Annotated in this window: 15 protein-coding genes; 11 read left to right on the top strand and 4 right to left on the bottom strand. The window is 49.0% G+C overall.

The window, feature by feature from the left end; genetic code table 11:
* Positions 1 to 61 precede the first annotated feature (61 nt).
* Both CLFS41_RS07205 and CLFS41_RS07200 read left to right on the top strand, forming a co-directional pair.
* Positions 62 to 1,813 carry an ABC transporter ATP-binding protein gene (locus CLFS41_RS07205; protein WP_045091881.1) on the top strand — a complete coding sequence of 584 codons (1,752 nt, stop codon included), beginning with the start codon at positions 62 to 64 and terminating at the stop codon, positions 1,811 to 1,813.
* Entirely contained in the window at positions 1,810 to 3,597 is a 1,788-nt protein-coding gene (locus tag CLFS41_RS07200; protein WP_045091880.1) for an ABC transporter ATP-binding protein, read from the top strand. Before CLFS41_RS07205 ends, CLFS41_RS07200 begins: the two co-directional genes overlap by 4 nt.
* A 106-nt stretch (positions 3,598 to 3,703) precedes the next feature.
* Here the strand turns inward: CLFS41_RS07200 and CLFS41_RS07195 are convergent, their stop codons facing one another.
* Positions 3,704 to 4,594, bottom strand: coding sequence for an AraC family transcriptional regulator (locus CLFS41_RS07195; protein WP_007859871.1), 891 nt, complete (start codon positions 4,592 to 4,594; stop codon positions 3,704 to 3,706).
* Positions 4,595 to 4,793: 199 nt separating this feature from the next.
* On the opposite strand from CLFS41_RS07195, the gene CLFS41_RS07190 reads away from it, so the two are divergent.
* From CLFS41_RS07190 to CLFS41_RS07170, 5 genes are all read left to right on the top strand, one after another.
* On the top strand, positions 4,794 to 6,068 hold the full coding sequence (locus CLFS41_RS07190; RefSeq protein ID WP_045091879.1) for an ABC transporter substrate-binding protein: 1,275 nt from the start codon (positions 4,794 to 4,796) through the stop codon (positions 6,066 to 6,068).
* 50 nt (positions 6,069 to 6,118) lie between these two features.
* Complete coding sequence (locus CLFS41_RS07185; protein WP_045091878.1) at positions 6,119 to 7,003, top strand: sugar ABC transporter permease; 885 nt, start codon at positions 6,119 to 6,121, stop codon at positions 7,001 to 7,003.
* A gap of 13 nt (positions 7,004 to 7,016) precedes the next feature.
* Complete coding sequence (locus tag CLFS41_RS07180; RefSeq protein ID WP_045091877.1) at positions 7,017 to 7,841, top strand: carbohydrate ABC transporter permease; 825 nt, start codon at positions 7,017 to 7,019, stop codon at positions 7,839 to 7,841.
* Positions 7,842 to 7,881: 40 nt separating this feature from the next.
* On the top strand, positions 7,882 to 9,771 hold the full coding sequence (locus tag CLFS41_RS07175) for a beta-L-arabinofuranosidase domain-containing protein (RefSeq protein ID WP_045091876.1): 1,890 nt from the start codon (positions 7,882 to 7,884) through the stop codon (positions 9,769 to 9,771).
* Between the two features lie 408 nt (positions 9,772 to 10,179).
* Positions 10,180 to 11,199: an SDR family oxidoreductase gene (locus tag CLFS41_RS07170; RefSeq protein ID WP_045091875.1), complete on the top strand. Its 1,020-nt coding sequence runs from the start codon at positions 10,180 to 10,182 to the stop codon at positions 11,197 to 11,199.
* A gap of 82 nt (positions 11,200 to 11,281) precedes the next feature.
* On the opposite strand, the gene CLFS41_RS29345 is transcribed toward CLFS41_RS07170, so the two are convergent.
* A complete protein-coding gene (locus CLFS41_RS29345) occupies positions 11,282 to 11,488 on the bottom strand; it encodes an FCD domain-containing protein (protein WP_278280006.1) in 207 nt (68 codons plus the stop codon).
* Positions 11,489 to 11,680: 192 nt separating this feature from the next.
* Between CLFS41_RS29345 and CLFS41_RS07165 the strand changes: the two genes are divergently transcribed.
* The gene (locus tag CLFS41_RS07165) at positions 11,681 to 11,920 is read left to right on the top strand and encodes a hypothetical protein (RefSeq protein ID WP_007859859.1); all 240 of its coding nucleotides are present in this window, start codon (positions 11,681 to 11,683) and stop codon (positions 11,918 to 11,920) included.
* Between the two features lie 9 nt (positions 11,921 to 11,929).
* On the opposite strand, the gene CLFS41_RS07160 is transcribed toward CLFS41_RS07165, so the two are convergent.
* The gene (locus tag CLFS41_RS07160) at positions 11,930 to 13,072 is read right to left on the bottom strand and encodes an aldo/keto reductase (protein WP_045091953.1); all 1,143 of its coding nucleotides are present in this window, start codon (positions 13,070 to 13,072) and stop codon (positions 11,930 to 11,932) included.
* Between the two features lie 486 nt (positions 13,073 to 13,558).
* Between CLFS41_RS07160 and CLFS41_RS07155 the strand changes: the two genes are divergently transcribed.
* Together CLFS41_RS07155 and fliB are read left to right on the top strand one after the other, a co-directional pair.
* Positions 13,559 to 14,128 (top strand): methylated-DNA--[protein]-cysteine S-methyltransferase, encoded by a 570-nt coding sequence (locus tag CLFS41_RS07155; RefSeq protein WP_007859857.1) that lies wholly within the window; start codon positions 13,559 to 13,561, stop codon positions 14,126 to 14,128.
* The gene (gene fliB, locus CLFS41_RS07150) at positions 14,125 to 15,279 is read left to right on the top strand and encodes a flagellin lysine-N-methylase (protein WP_045091874.1); all 1,155 of its coding nucleotides are present in this window, start codon (positions 14,125 to 14,127) and stop codon (positions 15,277 to 15,279) included. Before CLFS41_RS07155 ends, fliB begins: the two co-directional genes overlap by 4 nt.
* Before the next feature lie 33 nt (positions 15,280 to 15,312).
* On the opposite strand, the gene CLFS41_RS07145 is transcribed toward fliB, so the two are convergent.
* The gene (locus CLFS41_RS07145; RefSeq protein WP_045091873.1) at positions 15,313 to 15,855 is read right to left on the bottom strand and encodes a hypothetical protein; all 543 of its coding nucleotides are present in this window, start codon (positions 15,853 to 15,855) and stop codon (positions 15,313 to 15,315) included.
* Between the two features lie 370 nt (positions 15,856 to 16,225).
* On the opposite strand from CLFS41_RS07145, the gene CLFS41_RS07140 reads away from it, so the two are divergent.
* Complete coding sequence (locus CLFS41_RS07140; RefSeq protein WP_007859850.1) at positions 16,226 to 17,062, top strand: Mrp/NBP35 family ATP-binding protein; 837 nt, start codon at positions 16,226 to 16,228, stop codon at positions 17,060 to 17,062.
* Positions 17,063 to 17,095: the final 33 nt, after the last annotated feature.

The raw sequence follows: 17,095 nt of genomic DNA, 5'->3' as shown, positions 1-17,095 counted from the left end.
ATTTTAGCTTGATCTGTTTTGGATATGAACCATAATATGGTTCGGAAGGAGATGAGATCCAATGTTCAAAAAAATGTTAGAGTATGCAGGTCCCTACAAAAGGCTGACCATTCAGTCGGGACTGGTCATACTGGCCGCCGTGCTTGTGAGCATTCTACCCTTTGTGTTCGTGTACCAGATCATCACGCCGCTGATCATGGGCAGCCCTGTCAGTCCGGCCTACATCAGCCTGAGGATCCTGGCAGTGGCGGTCTGCCTGGTCAGCCATGCCTGCCTTTATGTCAAAGGGCTGTCCATGTCCCATGAAGCGGCCTTTCACATTCTGATGCGCCTTCGAGTTCATTTGCAGAAAAAAATGGAGATGCTGCCCCTGGGTGAGATACAGGGAAAGGGGACAGGAAGCCTGAAGCGTATGTTTGTGGATGATGTGGACAGCATTGAGATACTGCTGGCCCATGCCCTTCCCGAGGGATTTGGCAACCTTGCGATTCCTGCGGCCGTCTACCTGTGCCTGTTTGCCGTGGACTGGAAACTGGCTCTTATGTCCCTGGCATCCCTGCCTGTGGGCCTGTTTTCCATGTGTGTGATGTTCGCCATCGGCTCCAGGGACATGAACAATTACTATACAGCCGGAAAGGTGATGAACAATACTATTATTGAGTACATCAACGGCATGGAGGTGGTCAAGGTTTTTAACAAGGATGGGGAGTCCTACCGCAGATATGAGAAGGATATTGATGCCTACAGGGATTTTACACTTGGCTGGTACCGGGCCTGCTGGCCGTGGATGGCAATGTACAACAGTATCCTTCCCTGCACCCTGATATTGACCCTGCCTTTGGGCTCCTGGTTTGTGCTGAAGGGATATTCCACCCTGCCGGACTTGATCCTTGTGATGTGTCTTTCCCTGAGCCTGGGTCTTCCCATGCTAAAGGCCCTTGGGTTCCTGCCCTCCCTGCCCCAGATCAATTATAAGATTGAGAACCTGGAAAAGGTCATAAGCGCGGCCCCATTGGAGGAGGGAAAGGAAGGATTTGAGGGAAGGGACCACACGGTGGAATTTCAGGATGTAAGTTTTGCATATGAACAGGAAATGGCCGCGGACCATGTCAGCTTTACCATTTGCCAGGGATGGAAGACCGCGTTGGTGGGAGAGTCCGGTTCGGGAAAAAGCACGCTGGCAAAACTGCTGGTCCATTACTATGATATCAATGAGGGCAGTATTTCCATAGGGGGACAGGATATACGCCGCATGAGCCTGGAAGCCCTCAATGATCAGATTTCCTATGTGGCCCAGGAACAATACCTGTTTAACACATCCCTGCTGGAAAATATCAGGCTGGGAAAACCGGAGGCCACGGACGAGGAGGTGATGGAGGCTGCCGGGAAAGCCCAGTGTATGGAATTCATAGAGCATTTGCCGGATGGCATCCATACCCTGGCCGGAGACAGCGGAAAGCAGCTGTCAGGAGGACAGCGCCAAAGGATCGCCCTGGCCAGGGCGCTTTTAAAGGATGCTCCCGTGGTGGTGCTGGACGAGGCCATGGCTTTCACCGATCCGGAAAATGAGGAGAAAATGGAGGCGGCCATTGCAGAGGTGGTAAAGGCAAAGACACTTTTGGTGATTGCCCACCGGCTGCCTTCCGTAAAAAATGCGGACCGGATATGTGTCATGTCCAAAGGAAGGATGACTGGCGTGGGAACCCATGAGGAGTTGATGGCGTCAAGCCGGGAGTACAGAAAGCTCTGGCAGGCATCTGTTGACAGCGCTAAGTGGAATGTAAAAAACAGCAGAGAGGAGGAACAGAGATGATCCGTTTGATCCAGAGGATACTGTGTCTTTCCGGGAAATACAGGGCAAGGATCCAGACAGCATTTGTATTTTCCTTCCTGAAATCCATGCTTTCAAAGATGCCGATCTGCCTGGCATTCCTGGTACTGTCCGGATTTTATGAACAAACGCTGACCCCTTCCCACTGCCTGAACACGGGAATCGCTATGGTTGTAATCGTGGCTTTGGAGGCCCTGTGCCAGTTTACATCCGACCGGCTGCAAAGCGGGGCCGGTTATATGATGTTTGCTGAAAAGAGACTGGAGTTGGGAGCCCATCTGAGAAGAATGCCCATGGGGTATTTTACATCAGGCAACATAGGAAAAGTGAGTTCCGTGCTGAGTACAGATATGGTATTTGTGGAAGAGGTCGCCATGAGCACCCTGGCCAATATGATGAACTATTTGTTTTCCTCTGTGATCATGGCAGTCTTTATGGTATTCCTGGACTGGCGTCTGGGGATCATTGCCGTGGGTACCAGCCTGGCAGCCGTTATGCTGGCCGGAAGGATGAACCGGGTATCCCTGTCCCAGTCCGTTATCAAACAGGAGCAGAGCGAAAAGCTGACCGATGCGGTCCTCTCTTTCATTGAGGGGATCGGGATCATAAAAAGCTATAATCTTCTGGGTGAGAAATCCGGGGAGCTGTCCGGAAACTTCCGGCGTTCCATGGAAACATCCCTGGGGTTTGAGGCGGCGCTGACGCCGTGGCACAGAAGACTGAATGTGCTCTATGCCCTGGGAATGTCCGCTGTGTTTGCCCTGGCTGTATATCTTCAGCAGACAGGGGCGCTGTCCCTGCCATATCTGTGCGGAGTGCTTTTGCTTGTATTTGATCTGTTTGGCCCATTAAAGGCACTGTATGCAGAAGCCACCAGGCTCACGGTGATGAACAGCTGCCTGGACCGGATCGAAGCCGTGTTTGACGAGCCGGAGCTTCCTGATGCAGGGATGCCGGGTACAGGGATGCTGGGTACAGGGATGCCAAGCACAGGGATGTCAGGTACAGGGGAGGACCAGAGCCTGCCGGAGGTGGAATTTAGGGATGTATCCTTTGCCTATGAGGAGAAGATCGTACTTAGCCATGTCAGCTTTGCAGTCCGCCCTAATACCATGACGGCTCTGGTAGGCCCCTCCGGGAGCGGGAAATCTACCATTGCAAACCTGTTGGCCCGCTTTTGGGACGTGAACAGCGGAACAATCTGTTTCAGGGGAAGGGATATAAGGGAGATCCCACTGGCGGAATTGATGGATCAGATCAGCATAGTGTTCCAGCGGGTGTATCTGTTCCGGGATACCGTATATAACAATATCTCCATGGGAAAGCCGGATGCTTCCAGAGAGGAAGTCTATGAGGCGGCTAGAAAGGCCAGGTGCTATGAATTCATCATGGCGCTGCCGGAAGGATTTGAGACCGTGATCGGGGAAGGGGGAGCCACCTTATCCGGAGGGGAGAGGCAGCGCATCTCCATTGCCCGCTGTATCCTAAAGGACGCGCCGGTGGTGGTGCTGGATGAAGCCACAGCCAGCGTGGACGCAGATAATGAGAGATACATCCAGGAAGCCATATCCGAGCTGGTGAAGGGCAAGACGCTTCTGGTGATCGCCCACCGGCTGAATACCATTAAGGCGGCAGATAACATTCTGGTTGTCTCAGAGGGGCGGATCGTACAGCGGGGAATCCACCATGATCTGATGGATCAGGAGGGCATATACAGGGATTATGTGGATATCCGTGAGCGGTCGGCGGGCTGGAGCCTGACTTAGTGAGGAGGTCTGTACCTGTTGTATCCTGATCCATACCTTTGTTATGGGTGGGAAAGCTAAAAATAGCCTTCCCGCCTTTTTTGATGTCTGGAAAGCTATATTTTATTTAAACAGTCCCCTGCTGTCTGCGGAATTCTCTGGGCGTCATCCCGGTGTGCTCCTTGAATGTCCGGTTAAAGTAGGAAATAGTGGTAAAGCCCACATAATAAGAAATTTTATTAATACTTAAGTTAGAGGTGACCAGCATCCGTTTGGCATGTTCAATACGAATGCCTGTCAAAGCTTTGTTTGGGGTGATTCCGTATTGTCTCTTAAGGCAGCGGATAATATAAGCAGGATGAAAATTAAAATAGTCGGCAATATCTTTTAGAGAGATCGGGTCTGGATAGTGCCGGGAAATATACTCAATGATACTGGCGGCTAATAGCTCCGAGGGAGAGAACTGAGATGGCATTACCTGAAGAAAGTTTAACAGTCGAAGAAATGTTTCCTGGCATTCTAAGGGAGATAAATAGGTTTGTCCCTGCTGTTCCTTTTGCTGATACTTATCAATATTAGAAGACATCAGGCTGGAAAAGCAGACAGAGAACTCAACCGCTTCCTGAGGGGAAAGCCGCTTGTACAGAGGAAGGATCAAGAGGCTTGTTCTGTCCTCGTAGGAGTAGATGGAGCTGTGGTTTGGTGAGGGAAGCTGAATCTCTTCCGAGTAGTAGTAAGTACCGGACGTCCGAAAATGGCACCACATAAATTTAGTCTTAACGGAACAAGGCTTGTGGCCATAGTGTATGGTGTCCGGGCGTATAATCAGCACATCATTTTCTTTCAGGTGATAGGCATGGTCACCATCTGTTATGAATAATTCACCATATTCCACATAAACCAGATCAAAAATACCAATGCAGGCCCTTTTGCGGTGGATATCTCCCGGGCGGTAGAGCGCATCTCCGGCAATGATAAAATGGGGATAGGGAGGAGAAGGAAAATTAGCATACTCCATTTCGCGAAAAACCTCCTATAATCATCTTCTCAATTATTATACCAGCTGTGTTCCGTGCAATCAAGGTAAAATAGGTTCATATTGTACAAGTTTTAATCAATTATATTCCTTTTTTATTCAAAAGCAGTAATATATAATATGTATAAATAAATAAGCAAATAAAGCAAAAAAACAAACAAAAACACAGTGGAGGGAAGATATGAACAGAAAAATAATGACAAATATACTGATAGTGGGGGCGGGTATCGCCCTTTTGAGTGGATGCGGACAAAAGACTGGAGGAGAAAAAATAGAGTCACAAAATAATAAGAAAACCCTTACAGTATGGACCAGGGATTCTACGGCTGCCGCGGCTATTTCAGCGGCAGAGAAATATAATAAGCTCCAAGATAAGGTGGCAGTGGAGGTTGTCCAGCAGGTAAATACAGAGATTGCCAACCAGTTTACCCTGTCCCTGTCTGCCAATGAGGCTCCGGACATCATTTCACTAGATTGTACCAAAGTGCCATATTTTGCGGCAAACGGCGCATTTACAGATATTTCTGACCGTTTTGAAGCCCTGGATTATAAGGATCAGTTCAGCGAGGGAATGATAAAGAGCGGCCAGGTGGACGGTAAAACATATGCGGTTCCATTCTCACCGGATGTATCGGTCCTTTTGTACAATAAGGAGCATTACCGGGATGCGGGGCTGGATCCCGAGAATCCTCCGAAAACCTGGGAAGAACTGATTGAGTATTCACAGAAGCTGACAAAGGACGGCCACTATGGTTACGTATATGCGGGAGCCCACTCGGGAGCTTACATGTTTACTTTTATGCCTTATGTGTGGAATAACGGAGGAGAGTTCCTGTCAGAGGATGGGAAAACATGTCTGTTGAATGAAGAACATGCAATTGAAGCCATCGGACTGCTGTCCGATATGATCAACCAGTATAAAGTGACTCCGCCCAGCACCATTACGTATTCATGGAGCGAGGCACAGGATGCTTTCCTTACAGGCCAGGCCAGCCAGATCGTTCTGGGAAGCGCAGCGGTATATAACTTTGTAAATGGATCCTCCGATATGGAGTGGGGAGCCTGCCTGGTTCCCAGGGGACCAAAGGGAAGCGGATATGCTTCTTTCTCAGGAGGAGATTCCATTGGCATCACTTCCCAGTGCAGTGATGTGGAGGCGGCTTGGGACTTTATCGAGTATGCATTATCTGAAGAAGTACAGGTGGAGGAATTGGCTAAGGGCGGCTGTCTGCCGGCCAGAAAGGACTTTTTTGACAATGAGTATTTTGCCGCAACTCCTCAGTATGGCGTTTTAAAGGAGGCACTGGAAGTGTCTAAAACTCCATATTCCCTGAAGTATGATGAGATGTATACACCTATGCTTGAAGATATGCAGAGATGTCTGAACCAGGAGATGACACCTCAGGAAGCGGCAGCGGATATTGCGGCAAGGATTGACGCCATTATGGCGGATTAAGAAAAACGGCAGATTGGATTGCCGGGAAACAGAAAGCGAGGAGAAGGTTTATGGATAAGAACAGAAAGGGACGGGGTCATCTGCAGTTGGGGTATCTCTTTGTGCTGCCCGCCATGGTGCTGAACGTTGTGTTTTTTATTTACCCCTTTATACAGACCCTTCGTATTTCCTTTTATGACTGGTCCATATTGGGGGAAAAGAAATTTATTTTTATAGAGAATTATGTGACGCTTCTGCAGGATAAGCAGTTTTGGACCTCCCTTATCTTTACGCTGAAATACGCCCTGTTTGTAACGCCATGCCTGTTTATCCTCGCTTTTATACTGGCTCTCCTGGTGAATGGAGCCTTTCGGGGAGTCAATCTATTCCGGACGCTGTATTTTGCTCCCGTGGTCATATCCATGACCTGCTGCAGTATGGTATGGCTGTGGATCTATAACGACTTATATGGTGTTATGAATTATATTTTACAGGCGGGCGGACTGATCGACAGTCCTATATTATGGATGAATTCGGCGAAAACATCCCTTCCGGCAGTTATCTTTATGGTTACCTGGAAGATGTCAGGATTTTCCATGCTTATTATTTTAGCTGCCTTTCAGGGAGTGGACGACCAGGTATATGAGGCGGCGCGGGTGGACGGAGCCGGATGGATCGCGCAGTTTTTCAAAATCACTTTGCCGATCATAAAGCCCCAGGTGGCTCTGGCGCTGATCATGTCTGTTACTGGCTCTGTTTTGGCATTTGAGCAATTTTCCATCATGACAAAGGGCGGCCCCAGTCAGCTTACCACCACCAGTGTCCATTATATTTATAATACTTCTTTTAACTATTTCAAGTTGGGATATGGTTCAGCTATGACAGTTGTTATTCTGCTGATCCTGGGCGCTCTTAGCTTGTTCCAGTATCAGGTAATGAAAGATTCAACAAATTAATGGGAGATGAAGCATGAGACAAACAACGAAAAAAACCTGGGCTAATATTATACTAAGTATACTCTTTATGCTTCCCTTGTACTGGGCGGCCGCCACCTCATTAAAGGGAAAGGGTGAGATTTATCAGGTGCCTCCCACATTGGTTCCTCATATTCCGTCCCTGGAGAACTATGTTAAGATATTTACGCTGGAAAATGGAATCTACCTGAGATATTTTATGAATTCTGTTATGATCACCATTTGTTCCATCCTATGTACAGCAGTTGTCAGCATAGCGGCGGGCTACGGTCTGTCAAAGCTGAAGCTGAGGGGTGGGAAGATCATGCTGGCCTGTATTCTTGCCGCCATTATGATCCCATTTCAAACGCTGCTGACACCCCTTTATACGATTATGGCAAAATTGGGATTGCTGAATACACGGGCAAGTTTGGTTTTGATCTACACGACCTTCCACACGCCCTTTTGCATTTATATGATGAAAAATGCGTTTGACACAATTCCCGATGGACTTTTGGAATCAGCGAAATTGGACGGAGCCGGAAATCTTCGGATATTTTTGCGGATATGCCTTCCCTTGACCTGGTCTTCCGTTGCCACGATTGCTGTTTACTCAGCTTACACGACCTGGAATGATTACCTTATCGCACTTGTATTTGCTAACAGCAATACCATCAAAACATTTAATGTAGGGCTTACAAACCTGGCAATCGGTTATTACGGTACGGATTGGGGCGTTTTAACCGCAGGATCTCTTATGGGGATGCTTCCTATTATGCTGATGTTCTTATTCCTGCAGAAATATTTCATCCGGGGAATGATGAGCGGTGCTTTAAAGTAAAAATAACCGGGCCTGAACCGTCAGGCAGAGAGGACTGAACATGTGTACAAAGAATATCAAACGTTTAAAATGCTGCCGCATACCTGAAATCCGGCCGGAAGGCTGGTTAAAGCGGCAGATGGAAATACAGATGGAGGGATTGACAGGAAAGCTTTATCAGGTGTGGGATTGTGTGGGAAGCTATTCCGGATGGCTGGGAGGAACCGGAGAAAACTGGGAGAGAGGACCCTACTATTTGGATGGCCTTTTGCCGTTGGCCTGGTATTTGAAGGATGAGGAACATTGGGAACTGGCCTGCCGTTTTGTGGAATGGACCCTGGAGAGTGCAGATGCGAGCGGAAATTTCGGCCCCGTGGCCAGCAGGCAGGATTATTGGTCCCGTTTTGTTATGCTGAAAGTACTGATTCAATACTATGAGATCAAAGAGGACGAACGGGTGTTAAAACTGTTTAGCGGTTACTTTTCCTATCTTCAGGAAGAAATCCTTAAACGGCCCATGACTCAATGGTCCAAGGCGAGGATCGGAGATCTGCTCTATTGTATCAACTGGTATTGTCAACAGACCGGAGAAGTTTTAAAGGAGCTGGCAGCGGAGCTGAAAAGCCAGGCTTTGGACTGGAATGAGGTATTTGAGGACTTTCCCTTTGTACGGCCTGCTGAGTATTATTACAGTTGGGACCGTTTACTGGCTCATTATCAGAAGAGCTCTATGGATGAGGTAATGAAATACCATACGAACCATATTGTTAATCTGACCATGGGATTTAAATACCCGGCCATGCTGTCTTATTTTTTTAATGATAGGGATTATGAAGAAATTACAGACAGGGGCTTGGAGGCGGCGGAACATTTTCATGGGGTAGCCACCGGAGCATTGAACGGAGATGAGCATCTGGCCGGAAACAATCCTTCCCGCGGCGCGGAACTGTGTTCCGTTGTAGAGTATATGTTCAGCCTGCAGACTATGATCGAGGCATTTGGCAGAGGCGACTATGGGGACAAAATAGAAAAGCTGGCGTATAACGCCCTGCCTGCCACTATAACAGAGGATTTTATGGCTCATCAGTATCTTCAGCAGGCTAATCAGGTACTTGCCAACCGGGCCGAACGGGATTGGTTCAATACAAATGAAGAATCCAATATGTTCGGTCTTGAGCCGAATTTCGGCTGCTGTACTGCCAATATGCACCAGGGCTGGCCTAAGCTGCTGAAGTCTCTGTGGTTTAAGGAAAATGAACATACGCTGGTTTCCATGGTCCATGCACCTAGCAGCATCGTCACTCAATTAGCCGGAGAAAAGGTACATATCATTGAGGAGACAGAATATCCTTTTAAAAACAGGATCTGCTATCGCGTGGCGGAAGGCGAGGCGCCTGAAGCTGTTCTCCGCATATGGATTCCGGGCTGGTGTTCCCATATACGGGTTGGCCAGGAGGGAAAGCAGCGCCGTCTTGGGAGGAGTGAAGATTATGTGACGGTCCGGGGACTTAAAGCAGGGGATGAGATTACGGTTGAATTTGAGATGGATATCCGCCAAAGCCATTGGTTTAAGGACAGTCTGGCTGTGGAGCGCGGACCTTTGGTATATGCCCTGAATATAAAGGAACAGTGGAAGGCGGTCCGCAAAGTTGCAGGGGTCAGCGATTATGAAGTTTATCCAATCAGTCCGTGGAACTACGCTATATCAAAGAATGCTCCCCTGGCTGTAGCGGAAAATACGATAGGCCGCGTTCCATTTTCCAAACAGAATCCGCCGGTTGTCCTTACAGGAACCGGAAAGCGCCTGGAAGGCTGGTGTCTTGAGCATAATAGCGCGGGCCTTATTCCGAAAAGCCCGGTGGAGATCCAGGGGGAACCGGAGAAAATCGAACTGATTCCCTATGGGTGTACAAAGCTTAGGATTACACAGTTTCCGTATTATGTTGAGTGACCGGAATTGTGTGAACTTGTTTGTGTAAGTGTATAATATTATTTTACAGGATGCGGCATGGCCTTTTGGGCGTGCCGTTTTCTGTTTGGAACGCCTTATATTGGAAAACTTATTTGCTCTGGACACGGAATGGGGTATCTGCTAAAATATAAGAATATTTCCAATGAGATCTCAGGGGACTGACCAGGGACGAGGCGATCATACAGGCCATGTCAGACTGCTATGAGAAGGGAGATATATGGAGAAATTTCTGAGAGAGCATGGAAGGATTCCAGAACAGAGGATTTATTGAGAGCAACAGAGGATAAGGCGTTCCATGAAGTTTTATATAAGGAGTACGGCATTAAAAACGTGTGACTTCCTTGTTGATATATACCATAAAAATACAGATAAACGGAGGTATCCATTGTGAAAGCACTATTTATTGGAGGTACGGGAACGATCAGCATGTCGGTGACATTGCTGGCATTAAAGAGAGGATGGGATGTAACCCTGCTTAACCGCGGGAGCAAGCCTGTACCGGATGGGATGGATTCCATTGTGGCGGACATCCATGACGAGGAGGCTGTGGCAGCGGCCTTAGAGGGAAAGCACTATGATGTGGTGGCCCAGTTCATTGGTTTTACAGCCGAGGATGTTATGAGGGATATCCGTCTTTTTAAGGGTAAGACCAAACAGTATATTTATATCAGCAGTGCTTCCGCTTATCAGAAGCCGGTGACCGATCACCGGATCACGGAGAGTACGCCCTTAATCAATCCGTACTGGGAGTACTCAAGAAACAAGATTGCGGCTGAGGATGTGCTGCTGGCAGCCGGCCGAAGGGAGGGATTCCCGGTTACCATTGTCCGCCCCAGCCATACCTATAATGGAACCAAGCCGCCGGTATGCGTACATGGCGCAAAGGGAAACTGGCAGATCTTAAAGCGGATCATGGAGGATAAGCCGGTGATCATACCGGGTGATGGCTCATCCCTGTGGACCTTGACCCACTCCGATGATTTTGCCAGGGGATATGTGGGGCTGATGGGCAATCCCCACGCCATCGGACATGCCTATCATATTACAAGCGATGAGAGCATGACGTGGAATCAGATTTATGAAACCATAGCCGAAGCCCTGGGAAAACCGCTGAATGCCCTTCATGTGGCATCTGATTTTCTTGCAAGGCACAGTGGGCCCTATGATTTCAGGGGGGAACTTCTGGGTGATAAATCCAGCAGTGTTGTATTTGACAATACAAAGATCAAACGGGCGGTCCCTGATTTTGTATGTACGGTTTCCATGGCAGAGGGACTGAGACAATCCGTGGTTTATATGCTGGATCACCCTGAGACACAGGTGGAAGACCCGGAGTTTGACCGGTGGTGTGACCGGATCGTGATGGCGCAGAGGGCTGCGGACCAGGCGTTTGAGAAGGGTGTGTAAGTAAAGTGTACTCGGAGTACCAGGGGACTGCCAGAGTACACTTAAGGATAAGAGAGGAAAAAGGGCCTTTGTGGAAGGATTTTCACAAGGGCCCTTTTATAGCTGTTCGCGGTCTCTGGGTATAGTTTTCCAGTGAACTTTGTAAGTGGTTGCGGATCGCCTGGGCAGCTCCCTTTAGATCACTGTTCAGTATACCGTCCATAATGCGCTGGTGTCCGTCTCTTGTACCGGCATACCGCGAGGGTGTAAGGAGGGGCAGCCAGCGAAGCCGTTGGCTTTGAAGGGTAATACGGCCTGAAAGTCCCAGGTCAACTAGGTGTTGTAGGGCCTCATTTTCCGATTATCTCAATCCATTTATTCCATCTCAGTACTGTTTACTGTGAGCACAATGTGTTAAGATAGAGACAGGCAAGAAACATCGCGCGGATTTGAGTACCAGGAGATTCCGAGAGTACACGTAGATGAAAAGGAGAAGCCGGATATGAATAAACCCAAATTGTTGTTTTCCATACTGACCATCTTTTTTGCAGCCCTGGGGCTGACAGGAATCCTGCCTTATAATATATCCTTGCCGGTTATGTTTATATTTCTGGGATTGGCACTGCTTGTCAATGCAAAGGAATCCCTTGATAAAGGCCGGAAAGGTGACGCGGCCATGTTTGCCGGCATGGCTGTATTGATCTATGGGATCACGGCCTACAATCTGTTGAGCAGATTATAGACATCATATTTATTGGAATAATTCCCCTGCCCTGACCATGCGCTCAGAAACAGAAACACCAAAAGGACATCGCTCTTCGCAGCCCCTGCACCCGATGCAGTCACTGCCATTGGAGGAAAGGCTGTCATAATGCGCTTTTATGGTGGCCGGAACCGTATCCTGCATCAGGGCCAGGTCATAGAGCTTGTTGACCATGGCAATATCGATCCCCACAGGACAGGGTGCGCAGTGGCCGCAGTAGGTACACTGTCCGTAGTAGGCATGGGCAGGGGCCTGGGACAAGGTGGTGGCATAATCCTTTTCCTCCTCAGAGGCTGTCTCATAGGCCACGGCTGCATCCACATGTTCCGGTGTATCATATCCCACCAGGACGCTGGCCACAGCGGGCCTGGTAAGGGCATAATGAAGGCACTGCACCGGTGTCAGGGCCACTCCAAAGGGGGATGCCTCAGCTGAGAACAGGCGCCCGCCCGCGTACCCCTTCATCACAGTGATGCCGATATTGTTCTGTTCACATATCCTGTATAATTCTGCACGCTCCGGAGCAATTCCACCCAGGCATTCATCATAAGTTTCCTTAAAATAGTCATCAATATTCTCGCTGGCCGGGAGCATATCAAAGGCCGGATTGATGCTGAACAGGATCATCTCTATCTTTCCGCATTCCGCTGCCAGCTTTGCAACAGCAGGATTGTGGGTGCTCATGCCAATGTGACGGATGATGCCCCTTTCTTTCAGTTCTTTTGCGTATGCGTAGAACTCGCCCTCCATGATCTGCTTAAATTCCGCTTCCTCGTCCACAAAGTGGATCATTCCCAGGTCAATATAATCAGTGTCCAGCCGTTCCAGCAGATCGGCAAATGCCGCCCGTGCCTTGTCCAGGTCCCGTGTCCTCACATACTGCCCGTTCTGCCATGTGGATCCAATATGACCCTGAATGATCCAGCGGTCCCGGCGGCCCTGTATGGCGGCGCCGATATTGGATCGCACATTTGGTTCAGACATCCAGCAGTCCAGGATGTTGATGCCCGCGGATTCGCAGTGCAGGATTACCTCTTTTATTTCCTCTCCGTTGTGGCGTTCCAGCCATTCCGCTCCTAATCCGATTTCGCTTACCTTAAGTCCTGTTTTTCCTAATTCCCTGTATTTCATATCATGGCTCCTTCCCTTTATGTTCATTGAGGGTATCATACCAAATATACGGCCGGAAAGGAAGATGTTTTCTTGTATCATGATATCCTCAGTGGACAAGCGTGTCCCCTTGTCCACTGAGGGTACCGGTGTTTGATTCTCTTTGGCGGAATGATGCGGCGTCTGTCCTGTTTCCATGGCATCATTGTGCCGGGGAGACATGCACATCTGCCCAGGCCCGCTGAAGGATGAAAAATACCTCCTGTTTCCGCCCAATCGTTACAATATGAGCACAATGCCTGTCTTTTAGCATATATCATACAAGCGGAATATGCAACCGGGTACATTTACGCAAGTTATTTTGTAGTGGATACAACTGCTGTTTCGTAGTACAATACCCTTATATACTGCGGTGGCAGCGGTAAAATTATATACAGCAGGGAGGTCCCCGGATGGAGGGGATTTCCATAATGAAAGAATCATAAATCTACAAGGAGAGGTATGGATATGATATACATAGGTACGATTCCCTCGCCCGCGGGCATTCTCACCCTTTCGGGCAATGAAAAAAGTATAACAGGACTTTGGATCCAGGGACAGAAGTATTTTGGGAGCACATTGGAGCGCGGCATGCTGGAGCCTGATGGGCGGGGAGGTTTGAGGATTAGACCGCAGAAGGAGGTTCCTGAACTCTATGAGGAGAATGGGAGCCTGGAGATCTTCCGGGAGGCAGGAGCATGGCTGGAGGAATATTTTGGAGGCAGGGAGCCTGATTTTATGCCTTCCCTGGCACCGTCCGGGAGTGAATTCCGACAGCAGGTATGGAAGATCCTGTGCCGTATCCCATACGGAGGCAGCACGACTTACGGCCATATAGCGAAGGAGATGGCCGCACAGATGGGAAGGACCACCATGTCGGCCCAGGCAGTGGGAGGGGCCGTGGGGCATAACCCTATTTCGATCATGATCCCATGCCACCGGGTCATGGGCTCTGACGGAAGTCTTACCGGCTATGCTGCAGGCACGGATGTGAAGAAAATGCTCCTGAGACTGGAAACGGGGAGCCTTGTGAAATGATATACACAATACCCCACTATTATAAGAAATTCCACTGCATTGCATCGGAGTGTCCGGATACCTGCTGTGCGGGGTGGGAGATCATGATCGACAAAAAAACTCTGGAGCATTACCGGCGCATGGAGGGGCCGTTCGGCAACCGGCTCCATAATTCCATTCATTGGAACAGAGCCTGTTTCAAGCAGTATGAAGGCAGGTGTGCCTTTTTGAATGAAAATGATCTCTGTGACATCTATGGGGAGACAGGGGCCGCAAATCTGTGCAGGACCTGCCGCACCTATCCCAGGCATATAGAGGAGTTTGAGGGATGCAGGGAGATATCTTTGTGCATGTCCTGCATTGAAGCGGCAAAGCTGATCCTGGGATGTGAAGAACCGGTGCGTTTTATCACAAAGGAAGATGAGAGACAGGAATCCTATGAGGATTTCGACTTTTTCCTTTACACAAAGCTTATGGATGCCAGGGAACTGGCAATCTCCATCCTGCAGGAGCGGACACTGGACATAAATGTCCGCATGGCCATGTGCCTTGCCCTTGCCCATGATATGCAGGGGAGGATCGGCCGGAACAGACTCTTTGAAACAGATGCCCTGTTGGAGCGATACCGCGGTAAGAACAGGAATCCGTGGTTTGTAAGGAAGATGAAAGATTTCAGCGTACTGCCGGATGAGCGGTGGGAACTTATGCAAAACATGTATGGGATCATTGGGCGTTTTGAGGTATTGAAACAGGATTGGCCCGGCTTTGCAAAGCAGGCCGGCAGGACACTGTACGGTGAAGGGGGAATTGCATATGGGCGGCAGCGCGCAGCGTTCAGGCATGGGCCTTTAGAGGCAAAGCTTCCTCTGTGGGAGGAGCAGCTCATGGTTTATTTTGTGTTCACCTATTTTTGCGGGGCTGTCTATCATGGGAATCCTTACGGTAAAATGAAACTGGCTGTTGTAAGTACCCTTCTCATAGGGGAACTGGCCCAGGCTGTCTGGAAGGAGAAGGGAGGGACCCTGGATTTCCTGGATTTTGTGGATGTGGCCCACCGGTATTCCAGAGAGGTGGAGCACTCGGATCTTAATAAAAGACGTCTGGAACAGGGCATACTGGAAAAACCGGAATTCAGCCTGGATAAACTGATGAGAGCAATGGCAGGGGACTGAGGTACTTTCCGGTTATGCCCCGTAGGATGCGGCTTATCGCAGGATCACATTCTCCAGCCCGTCCTCGGACGGCTGTGCCACAAGACTGCCGCTGGAATCGTAAAAGTAAAGCCGGGCAGTCTCTTTCCGGCCCAGTATGTTATAGGAATGGCACTTTTCATTCATGACATCGGCAAGCTGGGTACAGTAATCGGATTTCTCAGATTCCGTCAAACCATACCAAACCGAATCATCCAGATAAACATAATAGCTGCTGTAATTCATCATTTGTACCTGTGTGATGGCGCTGTCCTTTTTCAGCATCTCATCTACCGAGGAGGAAAATGCACTGCGGTTGGCCGGGGAACGGGTGATGGTGCGAAAGCCGATGCCTGAAAGGACCACAAGGGAAACCACCAGAAGAAGTCCGGCTGCAGCAATCACGATCCGGGAGGTACGCTTATAAAAATCCATCATGCCGTTTATCCGTGTAAAGTTTTCCGCGGCCTTGATCCTGGTCAGTCCAGGGTTCTTTTCAGTATATTGCTCATAGGGGGAAGGTCCATGGCGAAGTGTTTTTGCGGTGGTAAGTTTCATATTGGCAGCACCTCCTGAATCATAGATATGTTCACAGAATCTTCACATACTCTTATTATTATATTAGCATTTAAGCACAAAAAAGTAAATAAAGAAGGGAATGACTTGTGAAGATTTCACAATTTTGTAAAATATTTACAGTCCAGGAAAGAGAATTGTCTATTAATATTTATTTTATTGTTTAAAGAATGGACAATAGATGAAAATGGTTTTATAATGGACATGATGTTAGGGCGTGTTTGGATCAATGATTCTATATGGTGGATTTCCTTTAAAGCGCGGGACGCGGCGGGCAGAAGACAGTGTGACGGCCGGCGTGCAGGCGCAATTTCCGGACACGCCCTGAGGAAAATTGGAAGGAGAACGAAAAATGAGTGAATGTAACCATGACTGTGGCTCCTGCAGTGCAAGCTGTGAGAGCCGTACCGTTGATAAAAGTGAGTTTCTGGAGGCACTGAATCCGGCCAGCTCCGTAAAAAAGGTGATCGGCGTAGTCAGCGGAAAGGGGGGCGTTGGAAAATCACTGGTGACCTCCATGATGGCTGTGAGTATGAACCGAAAGGGAAAGAAGACCGCTGTTCTGGATGCGGATATTACCGGACCGTCCATCCCCATGGCATTTGGTCTTCCTAATGACGGTGTAATGACCTCACCGGACGGCAAGCTGATGCTTCCTGCCAGATCCATGGAGGGAGTGGAGATCATGTCCGCCAACCTGCTTTTAGACAAGGATACGGATCCTGTGATCTGGAGAGGCCCTGTGATCGCCGGTGCAGTCAAGCAGTTCTGGTCTGAGACATTGTGGCAGGATATTGATTACATGTTTGTGGACATGCCTCCGGGCACAGGAGATGTGCCGCTGACCGTATTCCAGTCCCTGCCCGTGGATGGAATCATTATTGTAACCTCTCCCCAGGAACTGGTGAGTATGATCGTGGCCAAGGCAGTGAATATGGCTAAGAAAATGGATATCCCCATTGTGGGAATCGTGGAAAATATGAGTTACCTGGAATGTCCGGACTGCGGTAAGCGTATCAGTGTATTTGGAGAAGGACATGTGGAGGAGGTTGCGAAGGAGCACGGCATTCAGGTGCTTGCCCAGATCCCTATTGATCCAAAGATTGCCCAGATGGTGGATGCCGGACGTGTGGAATATATGGAGATGCCATGGTTTGAACATGCGGCTGAGGTAGTGGAAGCCCTGTGATACGGCGGGGTGGAGCAGATGTAAGAATATTAC

Origin of the sequence: Clostridium sp. FS41 (assembly GCF_000954015.1) — a bacterium.
Classification (GTDB): Bacteria; Bacillota; Clostridia; order Lachnospirales; family Lachnospiraceae; genus Enterocloster; species Enterocloster citroniae.
Note: the sequence above shows the minus strand (reverse complement) of the source record. Positions and strands in the feature narration are given on the sequence as shown.

Bases quoted from the DNA above. Each gene is read 5' to 3' on its own strand.
- CLFS41_RS07205 (WP_045091881.1), top strand. From the start codon at position 62: ATGTTCAAAAAAATGTTAGAGTATGCAGGTCCCTACAAAAGGCTGACC.
- CLFS41_RS07200 (WP_045091880.1), top strand. From the start codon at position 1,810: ATGATCCGTTTGATCCAGAGGATACTGTGTCTTTCCGGGAAATACAGG.
- CLFS41_RS07195 (WP_007859871.1), bottom strand. From the start codon at position 4,594: ATGGAGTATGCTAATTTTCCTTCTCCTCCCTATCCCCATTTTATCATT.
- CLFS41_RS07190 (WP_045091879.1), top strand. From the start codon at position 4,794: ATGAACAGAAAAATAATGACAAATATACTGATAGTGGGGGCGGGTATC.
- CLFS41_RS07185 (WP_045091878.1), top strand. From the start codon at position 6,119: ATGGATAAGAACAGAAAGGGACGGGGTCATCTGCAGTTGGGGTATCTC.
- CLFS41_RS07180 (WP_045091877.1), top strand. From the start codon at position 7,017: ATGAGACAAACAACGAAAAAAACCTGGGCTAATATTATACTAAGTATA.
- CLFS41_RS07175 (WP_045091876.1), top strand. From the start codon at position 7,882: ATGTGTACAAAGAATATCAAACGTTTAAAATGCTGCCGCATACCTGAA.
- CLFS41_RS07165 (WP_007859859.1), top strand. From the start codon at position 11,681: ATGAATAAACCCAAATTGTTGTTTTCCATACTGACCATCTTTTTTGCA.
- CLFS41_RS07160 (WP_045091953.1), bottom strand. From the start codon at position 13,072: ATGAAATACAGGGAATTAGGAAAAACAGGACTTAAGGTAAGCGAAATC.
- CLFS41_RS07155 (WP_007859857.1), top strand. From the start codon at position 13,559: ATGATATACATAGGTACGATTCCCTCGCCCGCGGGCATTCTCACCCTT.
- fliB (WP_045091874.1), top strand. From the start codon at position 14,125: ATGATATACACAATACCCCACTATTATAAGAAATTCCACTGCATTGCA.
- CLFS41_RS07145 (WP_045091873.1), bottom strand. From the start codon at position 15,855: ATGAAACTTACCACCGCAAAAACACTTCGCCATGGACCTTCCCCCTAT.
- CLFS41_RS07140 (WP_007859850.1), top strand. From the start codon at position 16,226: ATGAGTGAATGTAACCATGACTGTGGCTCCTGCAGTGCAAGCTGTGAG.